Origin of the sequence: Acinetobacter sp. 479375 (assembly GCF_000581715.1) — a bacterium.
GTDB lineage: Bacteria > Pseudomonadota > Gammaproteobacteria > Pseudomonadales > Moraxellaceae > Acinetobacter > Acinetobacter ursingii.
This window is the reverse complement of sequence record NZ_JEZN01000013.1, coordinates 1-26,481: the sequence shown is the minus strand read 5'-3', so window position 1 is coordinate 26,481 and position 26,481 is coordinate 1. Positions and strand designations below refer to the sequence as shown.

General features: G+C 39.4%; 21 protein-coding genes. 8 read left to right on the top strand and 13 right to left on the bottom strand.

What is annotated here, in order from left to right; all coding sequences use genetic code 11:
* Nucleotides 1–41: 41 nt before the first annotated feature.
* The 3 genes from J500_RS11330 to prpF all read right to left on the bottom strand — a co-directional run bounded on the left by J500_RS11330 (nt 42) and on the right by prpF (nt 3,701).
* The gene (locus J500_RS11330) at nt 42–950 is read right to left on the bottom strand and encodes a polyprenyl synthetase family protein (RefSeq protein WP_004996431.1); all 909 of its coding nucleotides are present in this window, start codon (nt 948–950) and stop codon (nt 42–44) included.
* 188 nt (nt 951–1,138) lie between these two features.
* Nucleotides 1,139–2,110, bottom strand: coding sequence for a sensor domain-containing diguanylate cyclase (locus J500_RS11325; protein WP_228130679.1), 972 nt, complete (start codon nt 2,108–2,110; stop codon nt 1,139–1,141).
* Nucleotides 2,111–2,513: 403 nt separating this feature from the next.
* Entirely contained in the window at nt 2,514–3,701 is a 1,188-nt protein-coding gene (prpF, locus tag J500_RS11320) for a 2-methylaconitate cis-trans isomerase PrpF (protein ID WP_034699661.1), read from the bottom strand.
* Nucleotides 3,702–4,019: 318 nt separating this feature from the next.
* On the opposite strand from prpF, the gene J500_RS11315 reads away from it, so the two are divergent.
* The gene (locus J500_RS11315; RefSeq protein WP_034699737.1) at nt 4,020–5,384 is read left to right on the top strand and encodes an amino acid permease; all 1,365 of its coding nucleotides are present in this window, start codon (nt 4,020–4,022) and stop codon (nt 5,382–5,384) included.
* A gap of 472 nt (nt 5,385–5,856) precedes the next feature.
* On the opposite strand, the gene J500_RS11310 is transcribed toward J500_RS11315, so the two are convergent.
* Both J500_RS11310 and sppA read right to left on the bottom strand, forming a co-directional pair.
* Complete coding sequence (locus tag J500_RS11310; RefSeq protein WP_026039882.1) at nt 5,857–6,681, bottom strand: alpha/beta fold hydrolase; 825 nt, start codon at nt 6,679–6,681, stop codon at nt 5,857–5,859.
* A 17-nt stretch (nt 6,682–6,698) separates the two neighbouring features.
* Nucleotides 6,699–7,715: a signal peptide peptidase SppA gene (gene sppA, locus J500_RS11305; RefSeq protein ID WP_004990442.1), complete on the bottom strand. Its 1,017-nt coding sequence runs from the start codon at nt 7,713–7,715 to the stop codon at nt 6,699–6,701.
* Between the two features lie 136 nt (nt 7,716–7,851).
* On the opposite strand from sppA, the gene J500_RS11300 reads away from it, so the two are divergent.
* Entirely contained in the window at nt 7,852–8,826 is a 975-nt protein-coding gene (locus tag J500_RS11300) for a lysophospholipid acyltransferase family protein (protein WP_034699658.1), read from the top strand.
* On the opposite strand, the gene J500_RS11295 is transcribed toward J500_RS11300, so the two are convergent.
* From J500_RS11295 to J500_RS11285, 3 genes are all read right to left on the bottom strand, one after another.
* The gene (locus J500_RS11295) at nt 8,795–11,251 is read right to left on the bottom strand and encodes a DNA internalization-related competence protein ComEC/Rec2 (protein WP_034699655.1); all 2,457 of its coding nucleotides are present in this window, start codon (nt 11,249–11,251) and stop codon (nt 8,795–8,797) included. The genes J500_RS11300 and J500_RS11295 overlap by 32 nt on opposite strands.
* An 86-nt stretch (nt 11,252–11,337) precedes the next feature.
* Nucleotides 11,338–12,027: a lipoprotein-releasing ABC transporter ATP-binding protein LolD gene (gene lolD / locus J500_RS11290; RefSeq protein WP_034699653.1), complete on the bottom strand. Its 690-nt coding sequence runs from the start codon at nt 12,025–12,027 to the stop codon at nt 11,338–11,340.
* A complete protein-coding gene (locus J500_RS11285) occupies nt 12,020–13,255 on the bottom strand; it encodes a lipoprotein-releasing ABC transporter permease subunit (protein ID WP_034699652.1) in 1,236 nt (411 codons plus the stop codon). The genes lolD and J500_RS11285 overlap by 8 nt, the downstream gene beginning before the upstream one ends.
* 26 nt (nt 13,256–13,281) lie before the next feature.
* Between J500_RS11285 and J500_RS11280 the strand changes: the two genes are divergently transcribed.
* Entirely contained in the window at nt 13,282–13,851 is a 570-nt protein-coding gene (locus J500_RS11280) for a PilZ domain-containing protein (RefSeq protein ID WP_004990450.1), read from the top strand.
* A gap of 17 nt (nt 13,852–13,868) precedes the next feature.
* Here J500_RS11280 and J500_RS11275 read toward each other — a convergent pair whose 3' ends face one another.
* Both J500_RS11275 and J500_RS11270 read right to left on the bottom strand, forming a co-directional pair.
* Nucleotides 13,869–14,804, bottom strand: a complete 936-nt coding sequence (locus J500_RS11275; RefSeq protein WP_004990452.1) for a DMT family transporter — start codon at nt 14,802–14,804, stop codon at nt 13,869–13,871.
* 9 nt (nt 14,805–14,813) lie between these two features.
* A complete protein-coding gene (locus J500_RS11270; protein ID WP_004990454.1) occupies nt 14,814–15,287 on the bottom strand; it encodes a YaiI/YqxD family protein in 474 nt (157 codons plus the stop codon).
* A gap of 172 nt (nt 15,288–15,459) precedes the next feature.
* On the opposite strand from J500_RS11270, the gene J500_RS11265 reads away from it, so the two are divergent.
* Complete coding sequence (locus J500_RS11265) at nt 15,460–16,398, top strand: hypothetical protein (protein ID WP_004996412.1); 939 nt, start codon at nt 15,460–15,462, stop codon at nt 16,396–16,398.
* A gap of 262 nt (nt 16,399–16,660) precedes the next feature.
* Here the strand turns inward: J500_RS11265 and serC are convergent, their stop codons facing one another.
* Nucleotides 16,661–17,740 (bottom strand): 3-phosphoserine/phosphohydroxythreonine transaminase, encoded by a 1,080-nt coding sequence (gene serC / locus J500_RS11260; RefSeq protein WP_034699650.1) that lies wholly within the window; start codon nt 17,738–17,740, stop codon nt 16,661–16,663.
* A 304-nt stretch (nt 17,741–18,044) separates the two neighbouring features.
* On the opposite strand from serC, the gene J500_RS11255 reads away from it, so the two are divergent.
* Genes J500_RS11255 through J500_RS11240 form a run of 4 tightly spaced genes read left to right on the top strand, consistent with a single transcriptional unit; the run spans nt 18,045 to nt 22,920 of the window.
* On the top strand, nt 18,045–19,544 hold the full coding sequence (locus tag J500_RS11255; protein WP_004990462.1) for a TolC family protein: 1,500 nt from the start codon (nt 18,045–18,047) through the stop codon (nt 19,542–19,544).
* A gap of 13 nt (nt 19,545–19,557) precedes the next feature.
* The gene (locus tag J500_RS11250; protein WP_034699648.1) at nt 19,558–20,679 is read left to right on the top strand and encodes an HlyD family secretion protein; all 1,122 of its coding nucleotides are present in this window, start codon (nt 19,558–19,560) and stop codon (nt 20,677–20,679) included.
* A gap of 2 nt (nt 20,680–20,681) precedes the next feature.
* Nucleotides 20,682–21,815 (top strand): ABC transporter permease, encoded by a 1,134-nt coding sequence (locus tag J500_RS11245; protein WP_004990466.1) that lies wholly within the window; start codon nt 20,682–20,684, stop codon nt 21,813–21,815.
* Nucleotides 21,808–22,920 carry an ABC transporter permease gene (locus tag J500_RS11240; protein WP_004990468.1) on the top strand — a complete coding sequence of 371 codons (1,113 nt, stop codon included), beginning with the start codon at nt 21,808–21,810 and terminating at the stop codon, nt 22,918–22,920. The genes J500_RS11245 and J500_RS11240 overlap by 8 nt, the downstream gene beginning before the upstream one ends.
* Before the next feature lie 42 nt (nt 22,921–22,962).
* Here J500_RS11240 and tpgA read toward each other — a convergent pair whose 3' ends face one another.
* Nucleotides 22,963–23,757 carry a trimeric autotransporter adhesin/peptidogylcan-associated protein TpgA gene (tpgA, locus tag J500_RS11235; RefSeq protein ID WP_004990470.1) on the bottom strand — a complete coding sequence of 265 codons (795 nt, stop codon included), beginning with the start codon at nt 23,755–23,757 and terminating at the stop codon, nt 22,963–22,965.
* Between the two features lie 70 nt (nt 23,758–23,827).
* Nucleotides 23,828–26,481, bottom strand: a 2,654-nt coding sequence (locus J500_RS11230) for a YadA-like family protein (RefSeq protein WP_171071575.1), incomplete at its 5' end; no start/stop codon positions are given.

Genomic DNA, 26,481 nt, shown 5'->3' with positions numbered 1-26,481 from the left:
GCAATTTTTTTGAAAAGAATTGCACGTTAAAACCCTGAAAATTAGTTTTTTCTCGATAATACAAACTGCGCAATTTCCAGCAAATCTTTGGCAGATTCACCAAAATAATCCAAAGCAACCAGCGCTTGTTGCTGTAAAGATTGGGCATATTGTTGTGCTTGTTCTAAACCCATCAGTGCAGGATAAGTTGACTTTTCTACCTGTTCATCTTTACCTGCGGTTTTACCCAATGTTTCGGTAGTGGAAATAATATCCAGTACATCATCATGCACCTGAAAAGCCAGTCCAATGTTTTGCCCAAATTGACGCAACTGAGGAATGGCTTGATCTGTGCCTGAAAATGCGGTGACGGCACCCATCATAATGGCAGCCTGAATCAAAGCCCCTGTTTTATTGCGATGGATGGTCTCAAGCTGATCTTGATCGATTGCTTTGCCTTCTGCCTGCAAGTCCATGACTTGACCACTCACCATTTTAGAACTAGCAGTTGCCAAGATTTGGACTTGTTTTAGTACAACTGTACTATCTACACTTGCCTGTTGGTCAAATAAGCGACTGGTCAAAACTTCAAATGCCATCGACTGTAAAATATCTCCCGCGAGTAAGGCGGTGTCTTCCCCAAAGGCCACATGACAAGTCGGCTGCCCACGGCGTAATAAATCATTGTCCATACATGGCAGATCATCATGCACCAATGAGTAACAATGAATAAACTCCACCGCAACCGCAGCGCGGCGTGCCGCAGCAAAATTTGAATGTTGATTGAGTGATGCTGCTGCATAACACAACGCTGGACGCACACGTTTTCCACCTAACATTACAGCGTGATAAACGGCTGACTTCAAAGGTTCAGCCAAAGAAAAAGCATCTAAGGCCAATTTTAAATCTTGCTGAATACGCTCTTGTGCCGCAAATAATGCATTGGCATTTACTGGTGAAATCGATGTCACGACAGCCTCTGATGAAACAAAAAATAAGAGATCTTTACACGCCCAAGCGCGATCTGATGAGTTGCCCACAAAGATAACATATTCATATCAGGCTTAAACTTTTTTCATCAACTAAAATGTGACAGATGTATCTGTTTTACATAAAATTTAAACTTGATAAAACCTTAATCAAAATTTTATGCAATGGATCATTCTAATGAAATGCTTTTATTCTTTTCTTGGACTTTGACATTCTTGATCGCAAAACGTAAACGCGATTCAATTTCAGAAAATGACGTCGATTCTTGAAATGAAGGTTTGTAAATCGCAACCGTTGCAGTAAGGCGATCATGAACACCTTCTTCAAAAAAATATGCAGCATCATAAATTGCAATGCGCAAACGCTCTGCCAATGTATAAGCCGTAAGTTCTGAGGCGTTAGGCATAACAATGACAAATTGAGCAGAATTTAGTCGATACAGCATACTTTCTTTGGGATTTAAATAACTTTGTAAAAGTTCTGCAATTTCTTTTAAAACAATGTCTCCCTGACTGTAACTATAGGTCTGATTGAATTTTTTAAAATCATCTAGATCAAACATCAAGGCATAAAAAGGGGTCTTCTTTTGCTCGGATTGAGTTTCACTTAACCATTGTTCCAGTGCCAAGCGATTGGCAGCCCCAGTAACGGCATCAATATACAGATATTCCTGTAAACGTAGATTATTAAGTTCGAGTACTCGCTCTCGGCGTTTTAATTTAGTCACTTCTGCCCAAACCGTCATCAACGCGATAATTTGCTCATTATCGTTTTTTAAGGCTCGACAATACGTATTATAAAAATGGCCCTTTACATAGAGTTCTTTTTCATAATGACCGTCATTATGTTCAAATTGTTCAAGTATAGCGAATATTTCAGATTCAATATTGTCAATAAAGCTCTTGATCGACTTGCCTTGCATATATAAAGCATCACTAGCATAGATATCGGCAAATAACTGATTGACCTTTAGAAAAATGCCATCACTACTTAAAATAAATGCTGGAACAGGTAATTTATCCAATAAAGACAGAGTGGGTACTGAACTTTGTATAGATTCCTTGGAGATTAGAGGTGTCAACGTACGTAATTGTTGCTGCCCCAAAATAAACAACGTTTCTAAATCATTATCATTAAGCATATTTGCAATTATATTTTCCCACCAGAAGGACATTGTACTCAAAATTTCTTCAAAATATGCAATAAAATCCACTCATTTAATTATTTTAATGATCTAATTCTCACAAATAAATGAGACTTCTTTCATAAGTCCTTTTTACTTCTGCCTATGCAAGAAAAATCACGAGAGTTTAAACAAGGATTAAAGAAGTGTATTTAAAATAATCTTAAAATAAATCGCCTTTTGCATTACATAGTATTCAAAAGCCTCACTTTAACGCGATAAATTCACACGTAATATCGATTCTCTTTACTCAACGATAAAGTTCCGCTATAGCTTAAATAAGCTATAGCGGAACTTTATGTCGAAATTAACTCATACTGCTTTTGCAGCAGGTGAGCTGTTTTCTAAAGCATATTTTTCATTAGAAACTATCTGCTGGAACGCGTACCCAGCCTTCCATTAATACACGCGCACTGCGGCTCATGATGGCCTTTTTTACCACCCATTTTTCACCCTGTTGTTCGGCTTGCGCTCCTACTCTTAAGCTGCCTGATGGATGCCCAAAACGTACAGCTTCTCGTGCACCGCCCCCTGCCGCAAGATTGACCAAAGTTCCAGGAATAGCAGCAGCAGTTCCTATGGCAACAGCTGCCGTGCCCATCATGGCGTGATGTAATTTACCCATAGATAATGCACGTACCAATAAATCAACATCTTGTGCTTGAACCGTTTTACCGCTTGAAGATTGATAAGTACTTGCAGGAGCGACAAATGCAATTTTTGGCGTATGTTGGCGCGCTGCGGCTTGACTCACATCTGAAATTAAGCCCATTTGAACTGCACCATAGGCACGAATTTTTTCAAAACGTGTCAAGGCTTGAGCATCACTATTAATCGCATCCTGCAATTCCGTGCCGGTATAACCCAAATCGTGAGCATTTAAGAAAATTGTAGGAATACCTGCATTGATAAAAGTGGCTTGAAAACTTCCAACTTCTGGTACATCAAGCGTATCTACGACATTTCTTGTCGGAAACATGTCGCCGCCCTCTTCGCCATCATCAGCAGGGTCAAGAAATTCAATTTGTACTTCTGCTGCGGGGAAGGTTACCCCATCTAGTTCAAAATCACCTGTTTCCTGAACCTGACTATTGGTGATTGGAACATGTGCAATGATGGTTTTTTCAATATTTTTTTGCCAGATTCTCACCGTACAGATGCCATTTTCAGGAATACGGCTCGGATCGACCAAGCCATGACTAATGGCAAAAGAACCGACCGCAGCAGTTAAATTGCCACAATTTCCACTCCAATCCACAAAAGGCTGGTCAATGGATATTTGTCCAAATAAATAATCAACATCATGTTCCGGCTGCGTACTTTTGCTCAAAATGACGGTTTTACTGGTGCTGGATGTTGCACCTCCCATGCCATCAATTTGTTTTCCATAAGGATCTGGACTTCCAATCACTCGGAGCAACAATTGATCACGCGCCTGTCCAGCCACTTGTGCAGATTCAGGCAAGTCATCCAGTTTAAAGAAAACGCCTTTACTGGTTCCACCACGCATATAAGTTGCTGGAATTTTAATTTGTGGTTGCGAACTCATGATCCGTTATCCTTTTCATTTATTTTTTGCTTAAGACAAAATGTAACATGACTGATTTCATACATCATATAAGTAAAAAAAGCCAATGTATGAATCTCTAGACTTAAGTCTAGAGATTTATTTTCTTACAACGGAGCATGTTTTCTCAATGACCCAAATTTTGACGAAACGATTTAAAATGTCCATGCATTGATCGAAATCAAGACAAATTCGACTATTAAGTTCAACTAAAGTTGATCGCTTTTTTTATAGTCAGGCTAGGCTAAAATCACTTCATCTATTAGAATGTCCCACTTATTCACGGTCGAGCGAAGTCCTTTGAACAACGATTCTTCAAAACTTCAGCGGGGGTTAAAAAACCGTCATATCCAATTGATTGCCATGGGAGGCGCAATTGGTACAGGTTTATTTCTTGGTTCCGCACAAGTTATTCAATCTGCTGGTCCCTCTATTATCCTAGGTTATGCCATTGGTGGTTTGATTGCTTTTCTCATCATGCGCCAACTTGGTGAAATGATTGTAGAAGAACCTGTTGCGGGTTCATTTAGCCATTTTGCAAATAAATATTGGGGCAAGTTTCCTGGCTTTTTAGCAGGCTGGAACTACTGGATTCTTTATGTTTTGGTGGCTATGACTGAACTGACAGCAGTCGCTAAGTATATTAATTACTGGTGGCCTCATATTCCGTCATGGGTTTCTGTCTTATTTTTCTTTGTGGTGATCACGGCAATTAACTTAACCAATGTTAAATTTTATGGTGAATCCGAGTTTTGGCTCGCCATCATTAAAGTCGTTGCAGTGATTTCCATGATCATTTTTGGTCTGTATCTGTTATTTACAGCAGGTCCAGATTCAACTGCATCATTTAGTAATCTATGGACACATGGTGGATTTTTCCCTAATGGGTTTGATGGCTTATTTTATATGTTGGCATTTCTCATGTTTGCCTTTGGCGGCATTGAATTGATCGGAATGGCAGCAGCAGAGGCAGATGATCCTAAGAAAACTATTCCTAAAGCGATCAATCAAGTCGTGATTCGTATCCTGATTTTCTATGTGGGTTCATTGACTATTTTGCTTTCTCTAGTGCCATGGAATCAGTTGGATTTAGGCGGTCTGGATAAAAGCCCATTTGTGATGATCTTTAGTCAATTGGGAATTGGCTGGGCAGCTCATCTACTGAATTTCATTATTTTGACTGCGGCTTTATCGGTTTATAACAGTGGGATGTATGCCAATAGTCGGATGCTCTATGGTCTAGCGCAGCAAGGCAATGCACCAGCCGTGTTTAAAAAGGTGAATAAAGAAGGCGTTCCTATTCCAGCCGTTTTATTGTCTGCGGTGTTGATTTTCGGTTGTGTATTATTGAACTATTTTGTTCCAGAAGATGCACTTGGTCACTTGATGTATGTCGTTGTGGGTGCTTTGGTTCTAAATTGGGCGATGATCAGTCTGACTCATTTAAAATTCAGATCTGCAATGAAAACATTGCATCACAAAGTATCTTTCCCCGCGCTTTGGTCACCTGTGAGTAACTACATCGTTCTTATGTTTATTGCGGTTGTACTCTATATCATGTGGACACAAGGATTTAAGGAATCCGTGATTATGATTCCGATCTGGATTGTGCTGATGTATGTTTTATATAAGTTATTAAATTCAAAGCCCTCTGCTTCTGACTAAAATCACGATATTGCATGTTAAAAAAGTTTGACTTTTTTTGATGAAAGCCAGTTACGCAAATAACTGGCTTTTTGCTTTATTAGACTTCTTTCATCATTGTCTAAAATTCTTTATTGTTCAAAGCCTCTCTATTTTTCTCTCAGACGGAGAAATAAAAGAAACTGATGAAAGAAGTCTATTCTAATCTCTAATTTGGAGCCAACATTGCCACACTTTGAGTGTGGTCTCGCATTATTACTGAATTCAATCCATTAAGGATAAATACATCTTATTTGCAAGTATTTCGTCAGCGTATAGTGAGAAATTTCTATTCGATTTTAGCCAATCGCGGTATTTTGAAGATAATTCAAGCCTATTTGCATTCATAACACTTGTATTAAGACAGGTGCTAAGACAGCTGTTTCATGTTTTTAAATGACTTTAGAGCCGAACAATAAAAGCCCGAACTTTAACTCATAAAAAAGCGCGTTAATTACGCGCTTTTTTGTTGGCTCTGCTCATTGATTAATTGTCTAATCTGATCAGATGTCGCCAATGGATATTCCAATGGGAACATATGTCCGCCTTTAACTACCGTATATGGAATACTTAATGTTTTTTTGGCTTTTTGAGGAAAACCTCGTTTTAGAAAATCACTTCTTTCTCCAACCACCAAATGTACAGGGACATGTGGAGAATGACGCGGTGTTAACCACCACCAAGATGGATTCTGTCGGAAGATCTCAACTTCATCTGCCTTAGGAATGGTCAGCGTCACACCACCGCGCGCAGGATCTGGACTTAAGCCATACTGAATATAAGCCTCGAAACATTCTGGATCAAAATGCTGATAAAAACCCTTAGGACGCAATAATTCAGCGGCTTGCTCTTTCGATGCCCAATGATCCCGACGTCGTGAAGACAAACCAGCAGGTGTCATTTTATCCACTTGCTTTGGACTGATCAGCTTTGCCATATGAAAAGCAAAGGAGTATTTACCCAAAATCAACGGCGGATCTAGCATGATCACTTGAGAAAACAATTCTGGACGTTGATAGCAAGCCATCAAGGTTAACACTGAACCCAGAGAATGTCCTAGACCAATCACTTTGCGACCTTGCGCCTGTTGCACAATACTATCAACAATTTGCTCAACCAGATGCGGCCAATGATTGGTAATCGGATAACGCTTATCTGGCCCGATCAAAGGCACATAAATGATGTCATAGTCATCTTTAAGTGCATCAAAAAGTTTTTGATAGACTTTGGACGGAACGCCATTGGCGTGCGCAAAGTGAATTATTGGTTTATCAGATATCATATTTACGAACTCAATTACTTGAATTGCGCCTGCTGTTCCGTCTGCAATTGCTGAGAAATCGACTGGCTAATTCCCTGACCTATTTGTGATCCCATACGTCCAAGCAAAGACTCAAATGGACTACGTTCAATGGTATAGTTTACTTTAGTATCAAGTTTTAGCTCACGCATCAAACTATCTATGTTACCTGTACGGTCAGCAATACCGAGTTTAATCGCTTGTTCACCTGTCCAGAATAAACCTGAGAAGATCGCAGGATCATCTGTTTTCAGGCGTTTACCGCGACCTTGTTTCACTGCATCGATAAAGTGTTGATGCACATTATCCAATAATGCCTGAATATGTTCACGCTGCTGCGGATTAATCGGTTTGGTCATGCTCAGAATGTCTTTATTTGAACCTGAAGTCATGGTGCGGTCTTCAATACCTAACTTTTGAGCAAGCCCACTTATGCCGTAATTCGGCATAATTACCCCGATCGACCCGACCAGACTTGAAGGGTTGACAATAATTTCATCTGCCGCCGACGCGATATAGTAAGCACCAGAAGCTCCCATATCACCAATCACTGCATAGACTTTCTTGTCGGTATGCTGTTGTTTTAAATATCGAATTTGTTGCCAAATTTCATCAGACTGCACAGGTGATCCACCTGGAGAGTTGATATTTAACACTACAGCTTGACTTGATTTTGACTCAAATGCTCGTTTCAGTGCTTTATTGGTATCTTCGCTGTTGACGGACTGGTTACCTGAATCAATCGTACCAATAATATTCACGACCGCCAGATGCGGACTTGAACTTGAAGTCGTTGTACTACTTTCTACACTAGAACACCCACGACCCAAAACAACGATAATGAAAATTAAGTAAAGAAAGGTGAGAAGTTTGAAAAATATTCCCCAACGTCTGGCTCGACGTTGTTCTTCTACAGAGGCAAGAACCGCTTTTTCCAAAATTTGCCATTCCTGTCCAGCCTTATTATTGCTATTCGATGGTTCATTTTGTGGTTTTGGTGGCCAATCGGACATAAAAAACAACCCAAAAAGTTAAAATCTCTGCCATTATATACACTGAATCGGTAAAAACTATTTAATCGATAGGATTTCACTTATAATATTTTTGTCCGATGATTTTTTCCTTACTTTATTCAACACTTTTTTGATAATGACGACACCTGATACTCATAGCTTCAATTACCGTCTTTTAAGGTTCGTTAGCCGACAGCCTATTCAATTTTCACGTTTTATTGCGCGTATGCTCGCAGGATTAGTCAACACTTTAAAAATTACCAAAACGTCTAGAACCATTCAGCTAAACCTACAAATCGCTTTACCTTATTTGACTGAAGATGAACGTGATCAGATTACACAACAAGCCATTCGTAATGAACTCACTTCATATTTTGAGTTCTTTAGTGTTTGGGGTTCGTCTAATCAGAAAAATATTTCTCGTATTCAAAATATTACAGGTGAGCATTATTTCCACGAAGCCTTAGCCGAAAATAAAGGCTTGGTTTTAATTGTTCCACATTTTGGTACATGGGAAGTGATGAATGCATGGTGTGCACAATTTACAGCCATGACCATTTTATATAAACCTGTTAAAAATGCAGATGCAGATGTATTTGTCCGTGAAGCAAGAAGCCGAGAACAGGCAAATCTGGTTCCCACTGATGAAAGTGGTGTTCGTCAGATTTTTAAAGCCTTGAAGAAAGGTGGAACGACAGTGATTTTACCCGATCACTCCCCACACGTAGGTGGAGAAATGGTCGATTATTTTGGTATTCCACTTGCATCAAGTAACCTAAGTTCAAAACTCATTCAAAAAACCAAAGCCAAGGCACTTCTTCTGTACGCGATTCGAAATGAAAGTGATGGTTTTGACATGTTTATCGAACCGATTGATCCTGCAATCTATGAAGGATCAGATACACATGGCACCTTGGTCATTCATCACGCCATTGAAAATCTAATTCGTCGATATCCTCAACATTATCATTGGAGTTATAAGCGCTTTAAAGCGAATCCTGAACTCGACAATGTTTATACGCTAGAGAATGAAGCTGCTTTGAAAAAAGTAGAACAAGTCCGTGAACAAGCCAAAAAACTTAATATGACTTGTACAGATTCAGCCACTTAACTGTATTTCGATATTGTTCCAGTTTTACTTCATGATCTTCCACCTTAAACGTGATCGTTCCTGACTGGATCGTGGTATAAAGCGGAATATGTAAAGCATCTAATCTAGATAATGTCTCTAAACTCGGATGTCCATAACGATTGGTATATCCAACGGATGCAACCGCGATTTTAGGCTGATAATGTTTTAAAAAATCATAAGATGAGCTGTGCTTGCTACCATGATGCCCCAGCACCAAAACATCAACTTTTAAGTCGGGATACTTTTGAAAAATTTGATATTCGGTCTCCCAGCCAGCATCGCCCATAATTAAAAATCGACGTAAACCATTCGCCTTTAATAGCTCCAGATAGACCACGCAAGAATATTCATTTCGGTTGTATTGAATTGTTTGATCATCAACAGGTTCTGGAGAGAGTATTTGTAAGCGTATCTCTGGGGTCTGCCATGTTTGACCCGTATAACATCTGGAAAAAGAAGTGCCTGTTTGTAACGATAATGTGGGCTGTGGTAGGGTTTCATTGGCCATTAAATGCTTGACTCTGGTTTGCTGCAAAACAGCAGCAAGCGCTCCACTATGATCCTGATCCAAATGAGAAAGTAAAATACGATCAAGTTGTGCAACCCCTTGAGATTTTAAATAAGGAACCACAACATTTTGACCAATACTAAATTTGCTTTCATCATAATAACCGCCCGTATCAATCAGCATACGCAGAGATGCATCTTGTACAAAAACAGACTGCCCTTGCCCTACATCAATCACCGATATCTGTGTATCCCGTTTAATCCATGCCAATAAAAATATGGGGCAAATACATAACACTGCCCATGACTTTGGAATACCACCGCTAGGTAAAAATAACAACACAATACCGAGACTAAAACTGAGTAAAAGCATGGGAGTTAAAGCAAATGCATACAGCTCAGGCTGAAAAAGATAATCCAGACCGTTTAAAATAAAAAATAAAAGACTTATTAATAAGTCATTAATATGAAAAAGTAGCTGTCCCAAAGACGGAATGATCAAGGAGATACAAGCTGCAATAATGCCCAGTGGCACGATCACCCCACCTAAAAATGGGATCACAATCAGATTGGCAATCGGTGCGATCCAAGACAGCTGTTTAAAAAATATAAGCACCAGTGGACATAAAGCAATAAAAATTTTCCATTGCGATTGAACCAATATTTTGCTGTTTTTCCAGATCTTTTGCCTTAGATTAGGTACTGAATCTGACTGATGCTGCATGGATTGATAAATATTCAACAAAATAAAACAAGCACCATAAGATAACCAAAAAGCAGCCGATAAAATACTCAATGGATCAATCCATACACTGAAACTGGCGGTATATAACAGCAAATTAAACGGTCGAATTTCATGTTTAAAGATTAAGAATAAACTGGCAATCATGGTGAATAATAAGGTGCGTAATGCTGGAATTTCAAAGCCCACAAATGCAGTATAAATAAAGACACAACCACAAAATGGCACAATCATTAAAATTTTTCTGGGAAATCTTAAATAAAGTGTGGGCTGGTATTTATGGATTATGGAGCTTAGTAGCCATGTAAATAATGCCGCCAAGATGAGTACATGTGGACCAGAGATCGCCAGTAAATGTGAAATACCAAAGCGCTGAAACATTTGTTCCGTATTTTTATCCAATAAACTACGATCACCTGTCAACAGCGCCAGCATCAGCGCTTTATATTTCAGAGGTTGCTGTTGTAATTGAATACGAAAATCCAGTCGCAATTGCTCAATATTTAGACTAAATTTGTACCAGAGATTATTTTGCTGTTTGAGATGTTGCTGAAAACCCAAACCATAAACTTGTTGCATCGATAGGGGCTGAATCTGTTGGACTTGAAAGCCTGACATCCAGTTTTGCTGAACAAACCACTTTTCCTGATCGAATCCTCCTGCATTCGCATAACCATGCACAGGCTTCACGATTCCTTGTACCTGATAATATTGTCCTAGTGCTAAGCTATTATTGTTAATCTGCATATTTTCCAAAAGCTGATCATCAATATAGGCTAGCCATATAACAGTAGGTTTATTTTGAGATAAAATTTCAATAGGCTGCTTAATTCCGTGTTCTGTACTTTCTCCGATTTTTCGAATATAGATGACTTCAGATGCCCTTCTTGACGTCATTTCTTTATATTTAAGATGTTCAGTCAAGGCATGATCTGCGTATAGATCACCAAGTATCAACATACCAAATGTTGAACTTGCGATTAGAACTGCTTTAAAGGATATATTTTCGCTGCATGTTTTTATTTTTACAAAATAAATCATCCATAAAATCAAAACAAATACAATAAAATAAACGCCGATCGATTTCAGGTAAGGCAATGAATATCCCATCAAACTGATGCCTGCAATCCATCCCAACAATATAATTTTTAACATGTAATTTTATAGGCATTCTTTTTGGGCAAAATTAAAGCCCATTTTCATGAGCTTTAAAAGGTTATTGGTCGGTAAATCATTTCATCTTAGCTAATTTGATCAACCCATAGACCATCTTGCATATGCAAAATAGAGTCTGCGGATTGTGCCAATTGTTCATCATGAGTCACAATAAGCATCGCCATATTCAATTCTTTTTTCAGATCCATCAGCAACTGAAAAATCGTCATCGCTGTTTTACGATCCAGATTACCTGTAGGTTCATCAGCTAACATTAAAGCAGGTTTAGTCACTAAGGCACGAGCTAAAGCCACACGTTGTCTTTCACCCCCTGATAACTCACCGGGTTTATGGTCAAGACGGTGTGATAATCCGACTCGCTCTAGCAAATACTCTGCACGTTGTTTCACCTCTTTAAAGTTGCTATTACTACGCAGCATCAGCGGCATTGCTACATTTTCGAGTGCCGTAAACTCAGGTAACAAATGATGAAACTGATAAACGAAGCCTAAATATTCATTACGCTTAAAACCGCGCTCCGCTTCATCTAAAGTGTCAAAGCGCTGACCATTTAAAAATACTTGACCTTGCGTTGGCTGATCCAGTCCGCCCAATACATGCAGTAAAGTACTTTTACCCGAGCCACTTGCTCCCACGATTGAAACAAAATCACCCGCGTTCACCTGTAAAGACAGACCTTTAATCACGTCGACCTTGGATTTACCATCGGTAAAACTTTTATAAATATCTTTGGCTTCCAGAACGATTTTACTCATAACGTAAAGCCTCCGCAGGCTGAATTTTTGCAGCACGCAAAGCTGGATAAATGGTCGCTAAAAAGCTTAAGATTAAAGACACAGAAACAATCAACACCACATCTTGCCATCTTAAATACGACGGTAAATAGTTAATAAAGTAAGCGTCAAACAAATGCCAGCCAAAAGCAGTATTGAGCCAGTCGATCACATTACTGATACTGGTCGCCAGTACGATGCCCAAAATCGCACCTGCAACGGTCCCAATCACACCAATCACCGTGCCTTGTACCATAAAAATTTTGGTAATGGTCGCTGGAGAAGCACCCAAGGTTCGCAAAATGGCAATATCTGATTTTTTATCGGTCACGACCATCACTAAAGAGGATACGATATTAAATGCCGCTACCAACACAATTAAGAACAGTAGCAAACTCACCATCGCCTTTTCCATCTGAATCGCACTGAATAAGTTACCGTGAGTATAGGTCCAGTCAGATGCATAAAAGTTCGGTGGCAGGGTTTTCACAATGTCATTTGCGACTTGAGGTGCCTGAAAGATATTGTCTAATTTTAGTCGGATACCTTGTGCACCATCGGGCAAACGTAACAGCGTTGAAGCATCATTTAAGGCGATATAGCCAATCATCGAATCGACTTCTGCGCCAATGCTAAAAATTCCTACCACTTTAAAACGCTTAAAGCGCGGCACGACGCCTGCTGGCGATGGAGTTGCTTCGGGAAGCACCAAGGTAACATTGTCATTAAGTCCAAGACCTAATGCATCTGCCATTTGTTTACCCAATACTATGCCAAACTCACCTTTTTGCAGGCTATTAATATTCCCTGCAACCATATGATTTTGGATAATAGAAACCTTGGTTTCGTATTTGGGTTCAATCCCAGTCACCATAATGCCTGCCACCTGACCATGTGCAGTCAACATGCCTTGTAACTGAGTAAAAGGTGCAACACCCGTGACATGCGGATGACTTTCAATTTTTTTTGCAAGTTCTGGCCAATCTGTTAAAATTTGTGTTGAAGAAACAGTAGCTTGAGGTATCATGCCTAAGACACGGTTTTTCAACTCACGGTCAAAACCATTCATGACCGATAGCACGGTGATGAGTACGGCAACACCCAAGGTGAGACCAATCATGGAAACCAATGCAATAAAAGAAATAAAGTGATTACTACGCCGTGCGCGAGTATATCTCAACCCGATATATAACGAGATTGGTTTAAACATACCATCTAATCCGAGGTAATTTCATTATGGAAAATTCACAGCATTCGAGTGGTATAACTGAACGCCGTGTCATGTCTCGTATAGATGCTGCGTTAAGAATCAACTATCAGATTATTTCTGATGCAGTTGCGCTTAACGATCCTTACGATCCAAGTTTTGTTTTGCCGCGCTATTTTCTACTACTTGCAGAATTAGATCAAATTGATCATGCGTTTAGCTACGAATTAGAACAATTAAATCAAAAAGATCAACAAATTGCTCGTATCTTATCTTTATTTAATCAAAAATTGAATTTAATTACGGGTTCTCTGTACGACTCTATCGTTCAATCCATCTTACCGAGTACTGAACAAGTCAATGTCTCTGAAACTGGACTCAGTTTTTATGCATCTGAGTCATTAAATGAAGGCACTTATATTCATATCACCCTTAGTCATCCTGACAATTATTTTCATATTGCGGTGACAGCTCAAGTGGTATATAGCATTCCTGAAGATGATCATAAATTTAAAACAGGGGTTTATTTTATTACCTTGCATCCACACGATCGAGTGAAGCTAGCAGAATGTATTGCGGAACAAATATTAAACGACTAACTAAATCTTTATGAAGGTTATTCGTTTTCAAATGATTGCTTGGAATTTTGCTGTTTTAAATGCATTTGTAATCTACGACTGGCTTGTAAATCTTTATAAAAATATAGAAATAACCCAATTAAAATAATCGCTGCGCCTATCACTCCAAACATGGATAGTTTTTCGTGATTGACCAATACACCAACCAACATGGCTAAAAGTGGTGTCATGACATTGGTCAGCGATAAAGTCGTCGCTTTGATATTGCGTACCAATTTAAAATAACAAAACATCGCGATCAACGATGCCATAATCACGGTATAAATTAAGGCCAATAACGATTTAGCTTCAGGTAGATGTGTGGGTGCATATTGCCAAATCCACGGCATCAAACAAATTGCTCCTAAAGCTGAGACTAAAATCGACCCTGTTGCCTGTGCCATCGGTTGTACATTGGCATTGACTTTCTTGACCCAAAAAATGGATAGACAATACATAAATACACTGATTAGCATTAAACCAATTCCAATGGGCTGAATATTCTGCTCAGATCCAGCAAAACAAATCAGTGCAAGCCCAGAAATCGCCACAAACATTCCTAGCCATTGCAATCGATTCAGATGTTGATTCAAAGCAAAATGTGCCATTAGTCCTGCAATAATCGGCGCTAGACCAAACATTAACGCGATAATTCCCGAACTTAAATATTGTGTTGCGATATAGGTAAAAATCTGCGAACCAATCAGACTAAAAGAACCCGCCACATAACTCTGTAGTGCAACTTTGTCGGTAGGAAATTTAACTTTGAGAAAAAACAATAAAATCGCAGCAATGGGTAAAGCAATAAAAAAACGTAACGCCATTGCCCACAAAATATAGAGATCAGACACGCTCCACACAATCGCAAGAGGCGTAGTGGCCCAGATAAACACCAACACAACATAGGTTATGACAATGTTACGTTTAGATAGCATTCTGGATTCTCATGCTGTTTTACGCTTTTGTTTCAAAATGGTTTGATCCAAAGCACTCGAAAACTCTCGTTTATCTCGTTCTGATATCGGCGGTGGCCCACCTGTTTGTACACCTGCGCCACGTAAGGTGTCCATAAAATCACGAAGATGTAGACGCGCCTTAACATTTGCCGTGGTATAAACCTCACCACGCGGATGAATTGCAACACCGCCTTTTTCAATCACTTGCGCAGCAAGCGGAATATCTTGCGTAATGACAATGTCATTTTCCTGCATCCGCTCCACAATTTCTTGATCTGCCTGATCTGCACCACTCATGACTTGAATGGATTTAATTCGAACTGATGGTGTAATCCCGACATTTTGATTGGCGACGAAGGTCACTTCGAGTTGATAACGATCAGATGCCCGTAAAATCACTTCACGCAGAATTTTAGGCAATGCATCTGCATCTACCCATAACTTGAATGCTAACAACTGCATGTCTCTTGGACGAAAATAAGCAATATTTTAACAGATTCAGTTTTACGCATGGATATTTATTCGGGTGAAAAATCCTGATGATTTTTTTACATAATTACAGTGCTAGACTTGAAAAAACCAAGATATGCTCGATTTAATATATCAAGTTATCCATTTTCGATTCACAGCCAATATGAAAAATCAAAACAGCCCTGAAATCATTCACATTGAAGAAAATAATTTTGGCAGTCATGCGCAGCATTGGACACTTTTATCTACCCAACCTGAGCAAGATGTCCCAAAATGGTTGGGCTTGGCTTTAGATAGCCCAGTCATGCCGATGGGGATTTGTGAATGTGAAGAAGAAATGGATCAGGCTTTTTGGCTCATTCAAGGCCCTGCAAAGTCCTCTATTCAACTGAATCAGATTATTGCAGTTGAAAATAATAAACCGAAAGCATTAAAAACTGCATTTCCTACATTTGAAAGTCCGTATAAATTTAATGCGACCATTGATCGAATTATTACTTCGGATTCTGCGACTCAAGCAGTATTACGACTAAAAGTAAATGCAAACACGATTATTTATGCCTTTGATAATTTATATGCTGTCAATCATGGTCATTATCAAAAGGATCAAAATTATCAGGTTCAACTCAATGCTTGGGCCTATGAGTTAGAACAGGTAGCGGATAATGAAACGATTATTGTGGATGATCCAGCCTCAATTAAACACCATCGTGCATTAAATGATATTTTAGCTGAACATAATGGCGTGGCACCTGAAAATTTACAGGAACTGATTAATGCATGGGAGCCGAAAACCCCTGAAGATAAAGAACCTGTCACTGTTGATTTTTCTAAAATGGTGGCCTATCTATATGGCGAAACTATGGGTCAGGAAGATGAAGCGTGGTTTCAGGGTAATATTGTAGGTAAAACTTCCATGACGTTTATGAATGAGGAATATACCCTTTATGATGTCACTTTAGTTTTAGAAGATAATCTGCCTGCAACATTAATTCGTATTGCAACAAAACAACATTTGTATAAAAACTTTGAAATTGGGCAGTATATTCGTGGCAACCTCTGGATTCAGGCGAATATTTATGCTAAAACTACGAATAATTAATATATTTTCACAATAATTTAATTATTAGGCTCATTAATGAAAATTATTCGAGAACAACAAAGCTATAGTCTCATCCAATTTAGTGGTCAACGAATTAAGTTGGACAAAGGTGCCTTTTGCTTTTTTGTTCTTGGAATGTTTCTCGCAGCCATGATTTTTTACCATTTTGGCTTATTAGCTGCCTAGTTTATTGGCTTTTTGATATATCAAATATGCAAAATAAAGCCCTCACATTTTTGAGGGCTTTATTTTTTTCGCTTAATTAACCATTGCGTCGAGCAAAGTCATCCATAAAGTTCACCAAAGCTTGTACACCTTCAAGCGGGACAGCGTTATAAATACTTGCACGCATCCCACCAACTGAGCGATGTCCCGCCAGATTTAACAAATGATTTTCTTCAGCTTCTTTCAAAAACAGTTTTTCCAAAGCTTCGTCTGCCAAAGTAAATGGCACATTCATAATTGAACGATTCGCTTCAGCAATCGGGTTATTATAAAAGTCACTGGCATCGATATAACCATAAAGCAATTTGGCTTTTTCCAGATTCACCTGATGAATAGCCTCTACCCCACCCTGTTCGAGTAACCATTCAAAGACCAAACCAGACAAATACCATGAATAAGTCGCAGGCGTATTCACCATTGAATCATTTTTTGCTTGTGCAGAATATTTCAAAATACTAGGAATCTCTGAACGAGATTGATCCAGTAAATCATCACGAACAATGACAATCGTTAAACCCGCTGGACCAATATTTTTTTGCGCACCCGCGTAAATCAAACCGAACTTGGATACATCAATTGGCGCAGACAAAATACTTGAAGACAAATCAGATACCAAAGGTGCATTCACCTCTGGAACACCCGCGAACTGTAAACCGCCAATGGTTTCATTATCAGCATAATGTACATAGGCAGCATCTTGAGATAAACTCCATTCGCTTTGGTCTTTAATCGCCAGTTTGCCATTGAGCGTTGTACCCGCTTCTACGATATTGATCTCGCCATAACGCTGTGCTTCTTTTAAGGCTTTTTCTGACCAAATCCCAGTATGAATATAGTCCGCTTTAGGGTTTTTACCCAAAAGATTGAGTGGAATCGCTGAAAATTGAAGTGATGCCCCGCCCTGTAAAAATAAAACCTGATAATTTTCAGGAATATTCATCAATTTACGCAAGTCCGCATCAGCTTTTTCCGCAACCGCGACATAATCTTTACTGCGATGACTCATTTCCATGATGGAAAGGCCCTTACCGTGCCAATCCAATAACTCAGCTTGAGCTTTTTCTAAAACGGCAGTGGGTAATGCAGCAGGACCAGCACAGAAATTGTACGCGCGCATGATTTTTCCTTTGTTAGAGTGAAACAAAACTGAATGTGGCATTTAACCATATCTTGAAGTTTCGTGCAGTAATTGAACCCATAAATATTTCAATATGAACTGCTAAGTCTCTTGATTTAGTCTATTCAAAATCTTAATTTAGGCTAATATCAAACTGACAGTCTCCTGCTTGATCAAGATTAGGGTTTGATTTGGACTTGATCAGCGGTTTAAGCCTGTTATACAAATGTATTGTAAACAATTCAATAACTTACTTTTATAAATAATCGATTACACTAGCTGAAAATATTAAAAGTTGTTTTCTATGAAATTTAGACGTCAGGTTTATACAACAAAACCAACCTTCTTGACGCAGACTTTATTCAAGATCATGGCGGTTGGATTAGGTTTTACAGGCTTGTGCGCTCAAGTACAAGCCCAAAGTTATAGCTATGTACAAGCTGAACAGCAAGTGCTTGAAAACTCGTACACCTCTCAGGCCAATCAAGCCCTGCAAAGTTCTGCAAAATTGGATGCCGAAGCTGTAAAAGGTTTGGGGCTACCACGGATTGATTTGAATGTTCGCGCCTATAAATTTCACAGCGAAGTAGATGTGCCATTAAATTCATTTAAACAGGGCATTGAAAATGCGCTGAATGAGAAACTCGATAACCAGTTGAATGAATGGGAAAATGTGATTCCTCCTAATATCATTGGTGATATTGAAAATGGGGTCAGTGGTGTTATTCATGATGGCGTCAACATGGTTCCTAATTACGCCAATTTAACCTTACAAGATGAACAAATCAGATCATCTATCTCAATGGTCATGCCGCTTTATACAGGCGGTTTACTCAAATCAACCAAACAAATTGCAGCGATCCAATCACAACGTTCTGAACTTAATACCGAGCAACAACAAGACGTACAACGCTTTGAAATGATTCAGGCTTACTTCAATGTGCAATTACAACAGCAATTGCTGAAATCTAGTCAATTTAATTTTAACGCTATGCAACGCCATTTGGATAATGCTCTCAAACTTGAAAAACAGGGATTTTTAAGTAAAGGACAGCGCATGCAGTTTGAAGTGGCGAGGAACAATGCGCAGCGTTTATTGCAAAATGCACAGGCAAATTTACAAAGTAGTCAGTTTCAACTCAATAATCTGCTCAGAACCAATCAAGTGAATCAACTTACTACACCGTTATTTGTTAACAAGGCCCAAACTCAGTCATTAGACAATTTGATGGCCACCTATCCAGAACAGTCCAGTCTGGTGCGCAAAATGCAAATGGATACTCAAATTGCCAATGAAAATGTTCGAGCCCAGCAAGCTGCCAAAAAACCAAATTTATTTGCTTTTGGTGAATATAGCCTCGATGATAAAGAAAACTGGATCGTAGGAATTGCAGCTCGCTATAACTTATTTTCAGGCATTGATAAAAGTAAAAGTATCCATTCTGCCGAACTTAAACGCTATGCCACAGAATTACTTACGGCACGTACCAAACAAGAAATTGAAAATGTGCTGAATAAATCTTATAGCGAACTTCATTCAGCACAACAGACCCATAGCTTACTTTTACAAAACCAAAAAGCGGCACAGGAAAATTTACGCATTCAAGAGCTGTCCTTTAAAGAAGATATGGGTACTGCAACACAAGTGATTGATGCTCAAAATGCCTTAAATGCTTTAGATAGCGAAATGGCGCTCAATGCCTATAAATATATTTTATCATTGGCGACTTTATTACAAAGTCACGGATCGATTTCAAACTTTAAAGCCTATGTAAACCAACCAAATACCGATTTCATTCGTTAAAGGAGAGGACATGATGAATCAAGATCAACCACCATCTGACGCTCAACATCCAGATTCCTCTTCTAATCCAGAGAATACAGAAGCAAAACCTGATCAGATCGAGCAAAATCAAACGGAACAACAGCAAAGTAAGCCTGAAAAACCTAAAAACAAAGGACTCTTGAAAGTCATCGTTGCAATTGTGGTGTTATTACTACTGGGACTGATTGCTTATGGATTATGGAAAGCCTACCAACCCAAACAAGTACAAGTGCAGGGTCGAGTAGAAGCCGAAACCTTACATATCAGTACCAAAGTGCCTAGTAGGATCGAACAAGTTTATGTCTCTGAAGGGCAAAAAGTAAAAAAAGGACAGGAACTGGTGTTGTTAACTAGCCCTGAAATTCAGGCAAAGAAACAGCAGGCTCTGGCTGCTTTACAATCTGCACAAGCGCTGCAATCCACGGCTGAACGTGGTTCACAGCAGGAAAACATTGAGACGTTGTATGCCAATTGGAAAAGTGTACAGGCACAGGCAGAACTGGCCACTAAAACTTATCAACGTGGGGCCGTGCTCTATCAAGAAGGTGTAATTTCACGGCAACGTCGTGATGAAATGTATGCCACCCAACAATCTGCCAAAGCACTCAGCGAAGCAACTTATCAACAATATGCCCGAGCCAAACGCGGCAGCACCCCTGAACAAAAATCAATGGCGGATGCGCAGGTTGAAATTGCTCAGGCTGCATTAGCGGAAGCTAACGCACTAGAAGGCGAAACCAAACTGTATTCCCCTGTCAATGGAACCATTTCTAAAACTTACGGCAAACCATCCGAGCTGGTCGCGACCGCTGTACCCGTGGTTAGTATTTTGGAAGATGATGAACTTTGGGTGAGTTTAAATGTGCGTGAAGATCAATATCGCTCGGTTTATAAAGCCAAAACTCTAGAAGGTTATATTCCTGCACTCAATCAAAAAGTCGAGTTTAAAATTAAAAATATTGATGCGGAAGGTGAATTCGCCACGATTAAAACCACGCGCCAAACAGGTGGGTATGACATTCGTAGTTTTAAACTACATTTAGTCCCAGAACATGCCATATCAGATTTGAAGGTAGGAATGAGTGTGGTCTTTAAAGTGACTGAGGCAAAATAAACATGCTTGCCAGTATGTTACGAGAGCTACGCTATCTCCTCCACAATAAGTGGGATCTGGCCATGGTGGTGATTGCCCCACTATTTATCATTTTGTTATTTGGTAGCATGTTTTATACGGGCAAACCAGATCATTTGCCAATTGCCGTCATTGATCAGGATCAGAGTGAACTTAGTCGTAACATTGGTCGTGATTTATCCCTCAATCATACCCTCGATGTAAAATACCAAACTCAAAACCAGACTGAAGTTGAGAATTTACTCAACCAAACCAAAATCTGGGGTTATGTCCATATCCCTGCGGGCGCAGAACAACGTTTGGTCAATGCGCAGGATGCCCAAATTAGTATAGTGTTTAATCAGTCATTTTTTAGTGTGGGAAATACGGTTTCATCGGCCATGCTTTTGTCTGTTTTGAATGGCATGGCAGATTTTGCTGGAGAAAGTTATCTGGGAAATGTGCTGCCTTACCTCAGTATGCCAACACCCAACGTTAAAATTTCAACTTTATATAATCCAAATTTAAGTTATGAATTTTACTTAGAACCTTTTGTTATTCCTGCTATTTTACATTTATTACTATGTTGCTGTGTGGCATTTGCGATTGGACAGGAATTAAAAAGAGAAACTGTACCTGACTGGGCAAACCAAGATGATTATATCCAAGCACTTTTTGCAAAAATATTGGTCTATGTGGTGATTTATACTTTCTGGACTTGGGCGTGGATGTTTTGGTTAATCGAGATTAGAGGTTGGTTTGTTGCAGGAAGCTTAGTGATGATACTGGCAGGACAAATTTTACTGTATTTTGCCTATGCCTTTATTAGTTCAACGGTAGTGCTTGCCAGTAAAAATTTAGGACGAACTTTTGGGTTTATTGCAGTTTATGGAGGCTCATCGTTAAGCTTTGCGGGTGTCACATTACCATTAAATAATGCTCCCATTTTTACTCAGTTTTGGTCAATGATCATTCCTTATACCCCTTATGCACGTTTACAAACAGAGCAATGGGTCGTAGGGAGTGATATCTTAATTTCAGTCTGGCCTTTTCTTATTTTACTGGGCTATTGTCTATTTTATTTTGCGCTGAGTGTGTTACTCATGAAAAAGTTAGTGAAGGAGCAAAGCAATGCATAATTTCTTTCACTACTATCTTGAAACATTTAAAAATATTTTTAAAAACTCATCTATTTTGACCACCGTCATTTTATCTGTTTTCTTTTATAGTATCTTTTATCCAACGGCTTATAAGGCAGAACACGCTGAATCCCTTCCTATCGTCATTGTAGATGAAGAACAGAGCGTCGTTACTTCAACGATCATTACTCAAGTTGCCAATAGTCCTGATGTGAAGATTAAAGCAGTTACTGGTAATTTTCTTGAAGCCGAACAAATGGTGCGTAACCAAAAAGCGGATGGCATCTTGTATTTACCCAACAATCTGTCTAATAGTATTCAACGCGGCGAAGTTGGAGGGATCGGACTTTATATCAGTACTGCCTACTTTTTAAAAACCAAAGATATTGGATTAGGCTTAGCCACTGCGATTGAAAATGCAATTCGTGAACAAGCCGAACGCTTTGGAAAAATTTCACATTTCAAACCCGAACTTTCAATCCACCAAATCCCTTTATTTAATACCTTATCAGGTTATGGAAGTTATATTTTTCCTGCGGTCGCACCTGTGATTATTCATCAAACCATTGTTTTAGGTTTGGGCATGTTGATTGGCGGTTTTCGAGAAAAAAACTGGCGTCCGAAAGCAAGTGAATTTTGGGGAATTTTTGCCTGCTTTTTTACCATTGGCTGCTTAGGTTGTTTTTATTTATTTGGCTTCATTTTTTGGGTTAATGACTATCCACGTGGCGGAAACTTCTGGGGAATGCTGTTGGCTGTACCCATTTTCGTCAGTTGTGTCACTGGATTAGGTCTACTTTTTGGTTCGCTCTTGGATATGTCTGAACGAGCTGGACTTTTTCTGGTTTCGACCTCTATTCCCTTATTTTTATTAACAGGCATTGCCTGGCCTATTCAAGCAATGCCGTTATGGATACAGGGTTTTACTTGGCTATTACCTTCGACCCATGCTGTGCAATTATTTATACAACTCAATCAGATGGGTACCCAAACTTATTTTGTATTACCTAAACTGATCTTTTTGAGCTGTGCCGCAGGGATTTTCTTATTCATTGCTTATTATCGTTTAGTGATGCATCCAAAAGTGTTATCAAATAAGCCGTAAAAAAGTACGCCTCAAGCGTACTTCTTTATCAATTTGCTTGACTTACCAATTTACATTGACACGGCGATTGGGTTCTAGACATTCAACCAGTTGAGACTTATCTGAGTTTGTCCCACATTGTTGATAGGCAGTGGTCTGATTTTTCGCTTCTATCTTTATACGATTTGAATCAATGCCATATTGCGTCAACAATGTTGCTACCGTTTGTGCGCGTTTTGCAGAAAGTTTTTGGTTATATGCATAAGACCCTAATCGATCAGTATAACCCGCAACAATCACAGGACGATGATCTTGTGAATGATTAATCTGTTCTGCAATTTCTTTGACCGAATCTACTCCAGTTGTAATTCCTGCAACATCTGAGCGATCAAAAGCGAATAGGATATCTTTTGATCGAACGGGTGCTGGAGCAACAGGTACTGGAGTTGGGGTTAAAGTTGGTGCTGGATTGCTAGGATGTATTAAAGCTTCACAATCCTGACCTTTCCAAGATAATCGCTCAGCCTTATTGTTCTTGTCAAAATCAATACGAAGCTGGCAACGTTTATAATCATTACTGTTCGGTACACGAATATCCAACACATAATTCCAGACTTTTGCACCAAAAATTCCTTCATTAAATTGTGGATTACCTAATAGGTGCCTGATCTGGTCTTTATTCAATCCAGTATCTAAACGAACTACATCAGCCACTTCATAACGTAATACCTGTTTAAGATAGCTTTTACTGATGTCAGGGAAAGTAATTTGTTCTGTCGTTGCCGTCGGTTCAGCTGCTGTTGCAGACATCATAAAGCCCAACATTGCAGCGAACATAAAAGTTTTTTTGATTTGCATAGCTTTTGTTCTCTTTAATATTTTTGTGAAAGGAGATGGCCCATCCATCTCCTGTTGAGCATTCATGAAATTAATCAATCACACCACTGATACCCACACGGACACTTGGATCTCCCTGCGACGCTGCTGCAACACCGCCTGTAATTGACCAGCGACCATTATCCGCAGTTTTACGCAAGGTTGCACCGACTGCATTTTCTCCACCATGATAAGCAGCGCCTACAGCATAGGTAAATTTACCCGCAACAAAAGGCGCTCCTTCCAGTGCCATCGCAGAAGCAATACCTGCATTGGCTTTTTTCTCAACATCATCAATACGGCCATTTACGTTATAGAACACTTGTTCCAAACGATCTCCAAGATTGGTAATTCGATTTCCGAGATTGATATCTGCCTGATTTAATGCGCCTAATGCATCTCCGACATTGTTGTAACTTCCGTTATTCACATTGTAGGTAGGGCCAGTAAATTGACCATTTTCATATTTGGCACCACCACCCAGCGAGTTCACGATATATTGATTCGAGGTATTTAACTGTGAACCATTGACAGCATCTTTGGATGTACTGGAAATTTCACCTGGTGCAACATTTGTGATTTTATGATTGCCTGCATTGATACCATTTTGGTCAATATTTACATCGCCAACTTTCACATTATTTGCAGTCACGGTATTTGAGGTGACCGAGTTAAATTTCACATCATCTGCGGTCGCAACGGTATATTCTTTACCGCCATTACTATTGGTACTTTCTTTAACCGTAATATTTTGACCTGCTTCAACAGTGCTATGTTGACCTGCTTTTTGATTGATTGATCCAATCGCATCATTAATGTTGGTTGCACCCGTGCCTCCAATATTGGTAATGGTATTGCCATCTCCTCCCTGAAATGCACCATCACCGATAATGTCATGAATCTGGCTGCCATTGACTGCATCTTTACTGCCTTGAGCAATGCTGCCTTCTGCAACACCAGTGACTTTATTGCCAGCTGCATCGATACCATTTTTGGTTACACTTGGCCCGCCATTGATGGTTAAACCATTGTTATTCACCGTTGTATCACCAGCCGTAACACTATCAACTTGAATATCTTTCGCCAAGTCAACCGTAATGTTATTGCCTGTGTTATTGACTTTGATATTGCCGTCTTTATTAGCAAAATCCACAGTATCCGTTGGTTTTACCTGACTTGCATTTTGACCATTGGTGGAAACTGTCCAACCTTTATTGGCATTTTGGGCGGTGTCATTGATCGATTTGATCGCATCATTGATGTTATTTTGTCCAGTATCCCCAATATTATTATTGGTATATGTCCCAGTATTAGGATCATAAGTGGTATTGCCACCAATAATATTTTGAACACCACTACCCAGATCGTGAAGCTGACTGCCATTTACCACATCTTTTGAATTTGCTGCGACGGTTCCCGCTTCTACTCCCGTAATTTTATTGGTGGTTTTATCAATGACTACATTGCCGACCGTTACTTTATCAAAATTCACTTCTGGTGTGGTGGTAATAGTCACCTTGTCGCCATTTTGAATAAGCTCCACGTTATCACCAGAAATCATGGTAAATCTTTGATTCGGCTTAATCGTTTGAAGTGATGAATTTACTGTTTGCCCCTTACCTGATGTAGCTGTAGTAAACACCCACCCTTCTTCTGCAATCGCCTTCACATCATTTAACTGATTCACATTGACTGCATCTGTTCCATTTTTACCCGGAGCCACATTACTAATAATTTGGTTACCCGCATTAATTCCACCTAAAGAGATCGATGGTGTATTAGACAAAGGTAGACCTGTAATAGGGTCAACAAATCTTAGGCCGCTCTTATCAATAACTGTTCCACCAGCATTCACACTATCTAGCAGCAAATCTTTACTCAGACTAAAGTCAATGGTCGTGGTTCCATTACTATTAGTCGCTGCAACCTTAAGATTCTTTTCGTCATTCGCGAGACCTATATCGACAGTATCTTCTGGTTTAACTTGAGTAGATGCTAAGGTTGAATCCGATTTAACATTCCAGCCTTTATTGGCATTTTGAGCAACGTCACTAACCGATTTAAGCTGCTCTTCTGTAGCCGCTTGCTTTTGGTTATAGGTTGCATTCGGATCCCATGCGGTATTGGTTAATCCACTAACACGACCTGTAGCTCCATTAATAATAACTGGGTTTGATCCAGCCCCAACCGTAATTTGAGATGCACCTACGGTGGTCGTATTTGTGCCATCAGACACCACGGTACCATCTACCGTACTGCTATTTGATTTTGCGCCATCTTTTAGTTCAACCTTGCCGTCAGTCACTTTACTGTTACCGACCGTTAAACTACCCGTTTTGCTCAAATCTATATTTTTGGAAAGCTCAACGGCAACCTGACCATTCACGACTTTGGTGGTGATATTGCTATCGGCACCTACAATATCAATGGTTTCACCTAACTTCTTATTAACCGTATTACTATCCGCTGCTTTAAGGCCAAAACCTGAATCAGTTAAACCTGTCTGGATCGTCTTTAATTGTTCTTCTGTCGCTGCACGACCTACGGTTGCAAAGTCCGAACTTGTCGTGGTTTTATTGGTTAAGCCTGTAACATTGCCAGAGGTCACACTGGTCGAACCCACTGTCAATCCATTGTCAGTCAAGGTATTAGAGCCCACTTTGACTTCATTATTTTTTATGCTAGAAGATCCAACTGTTAAACTTC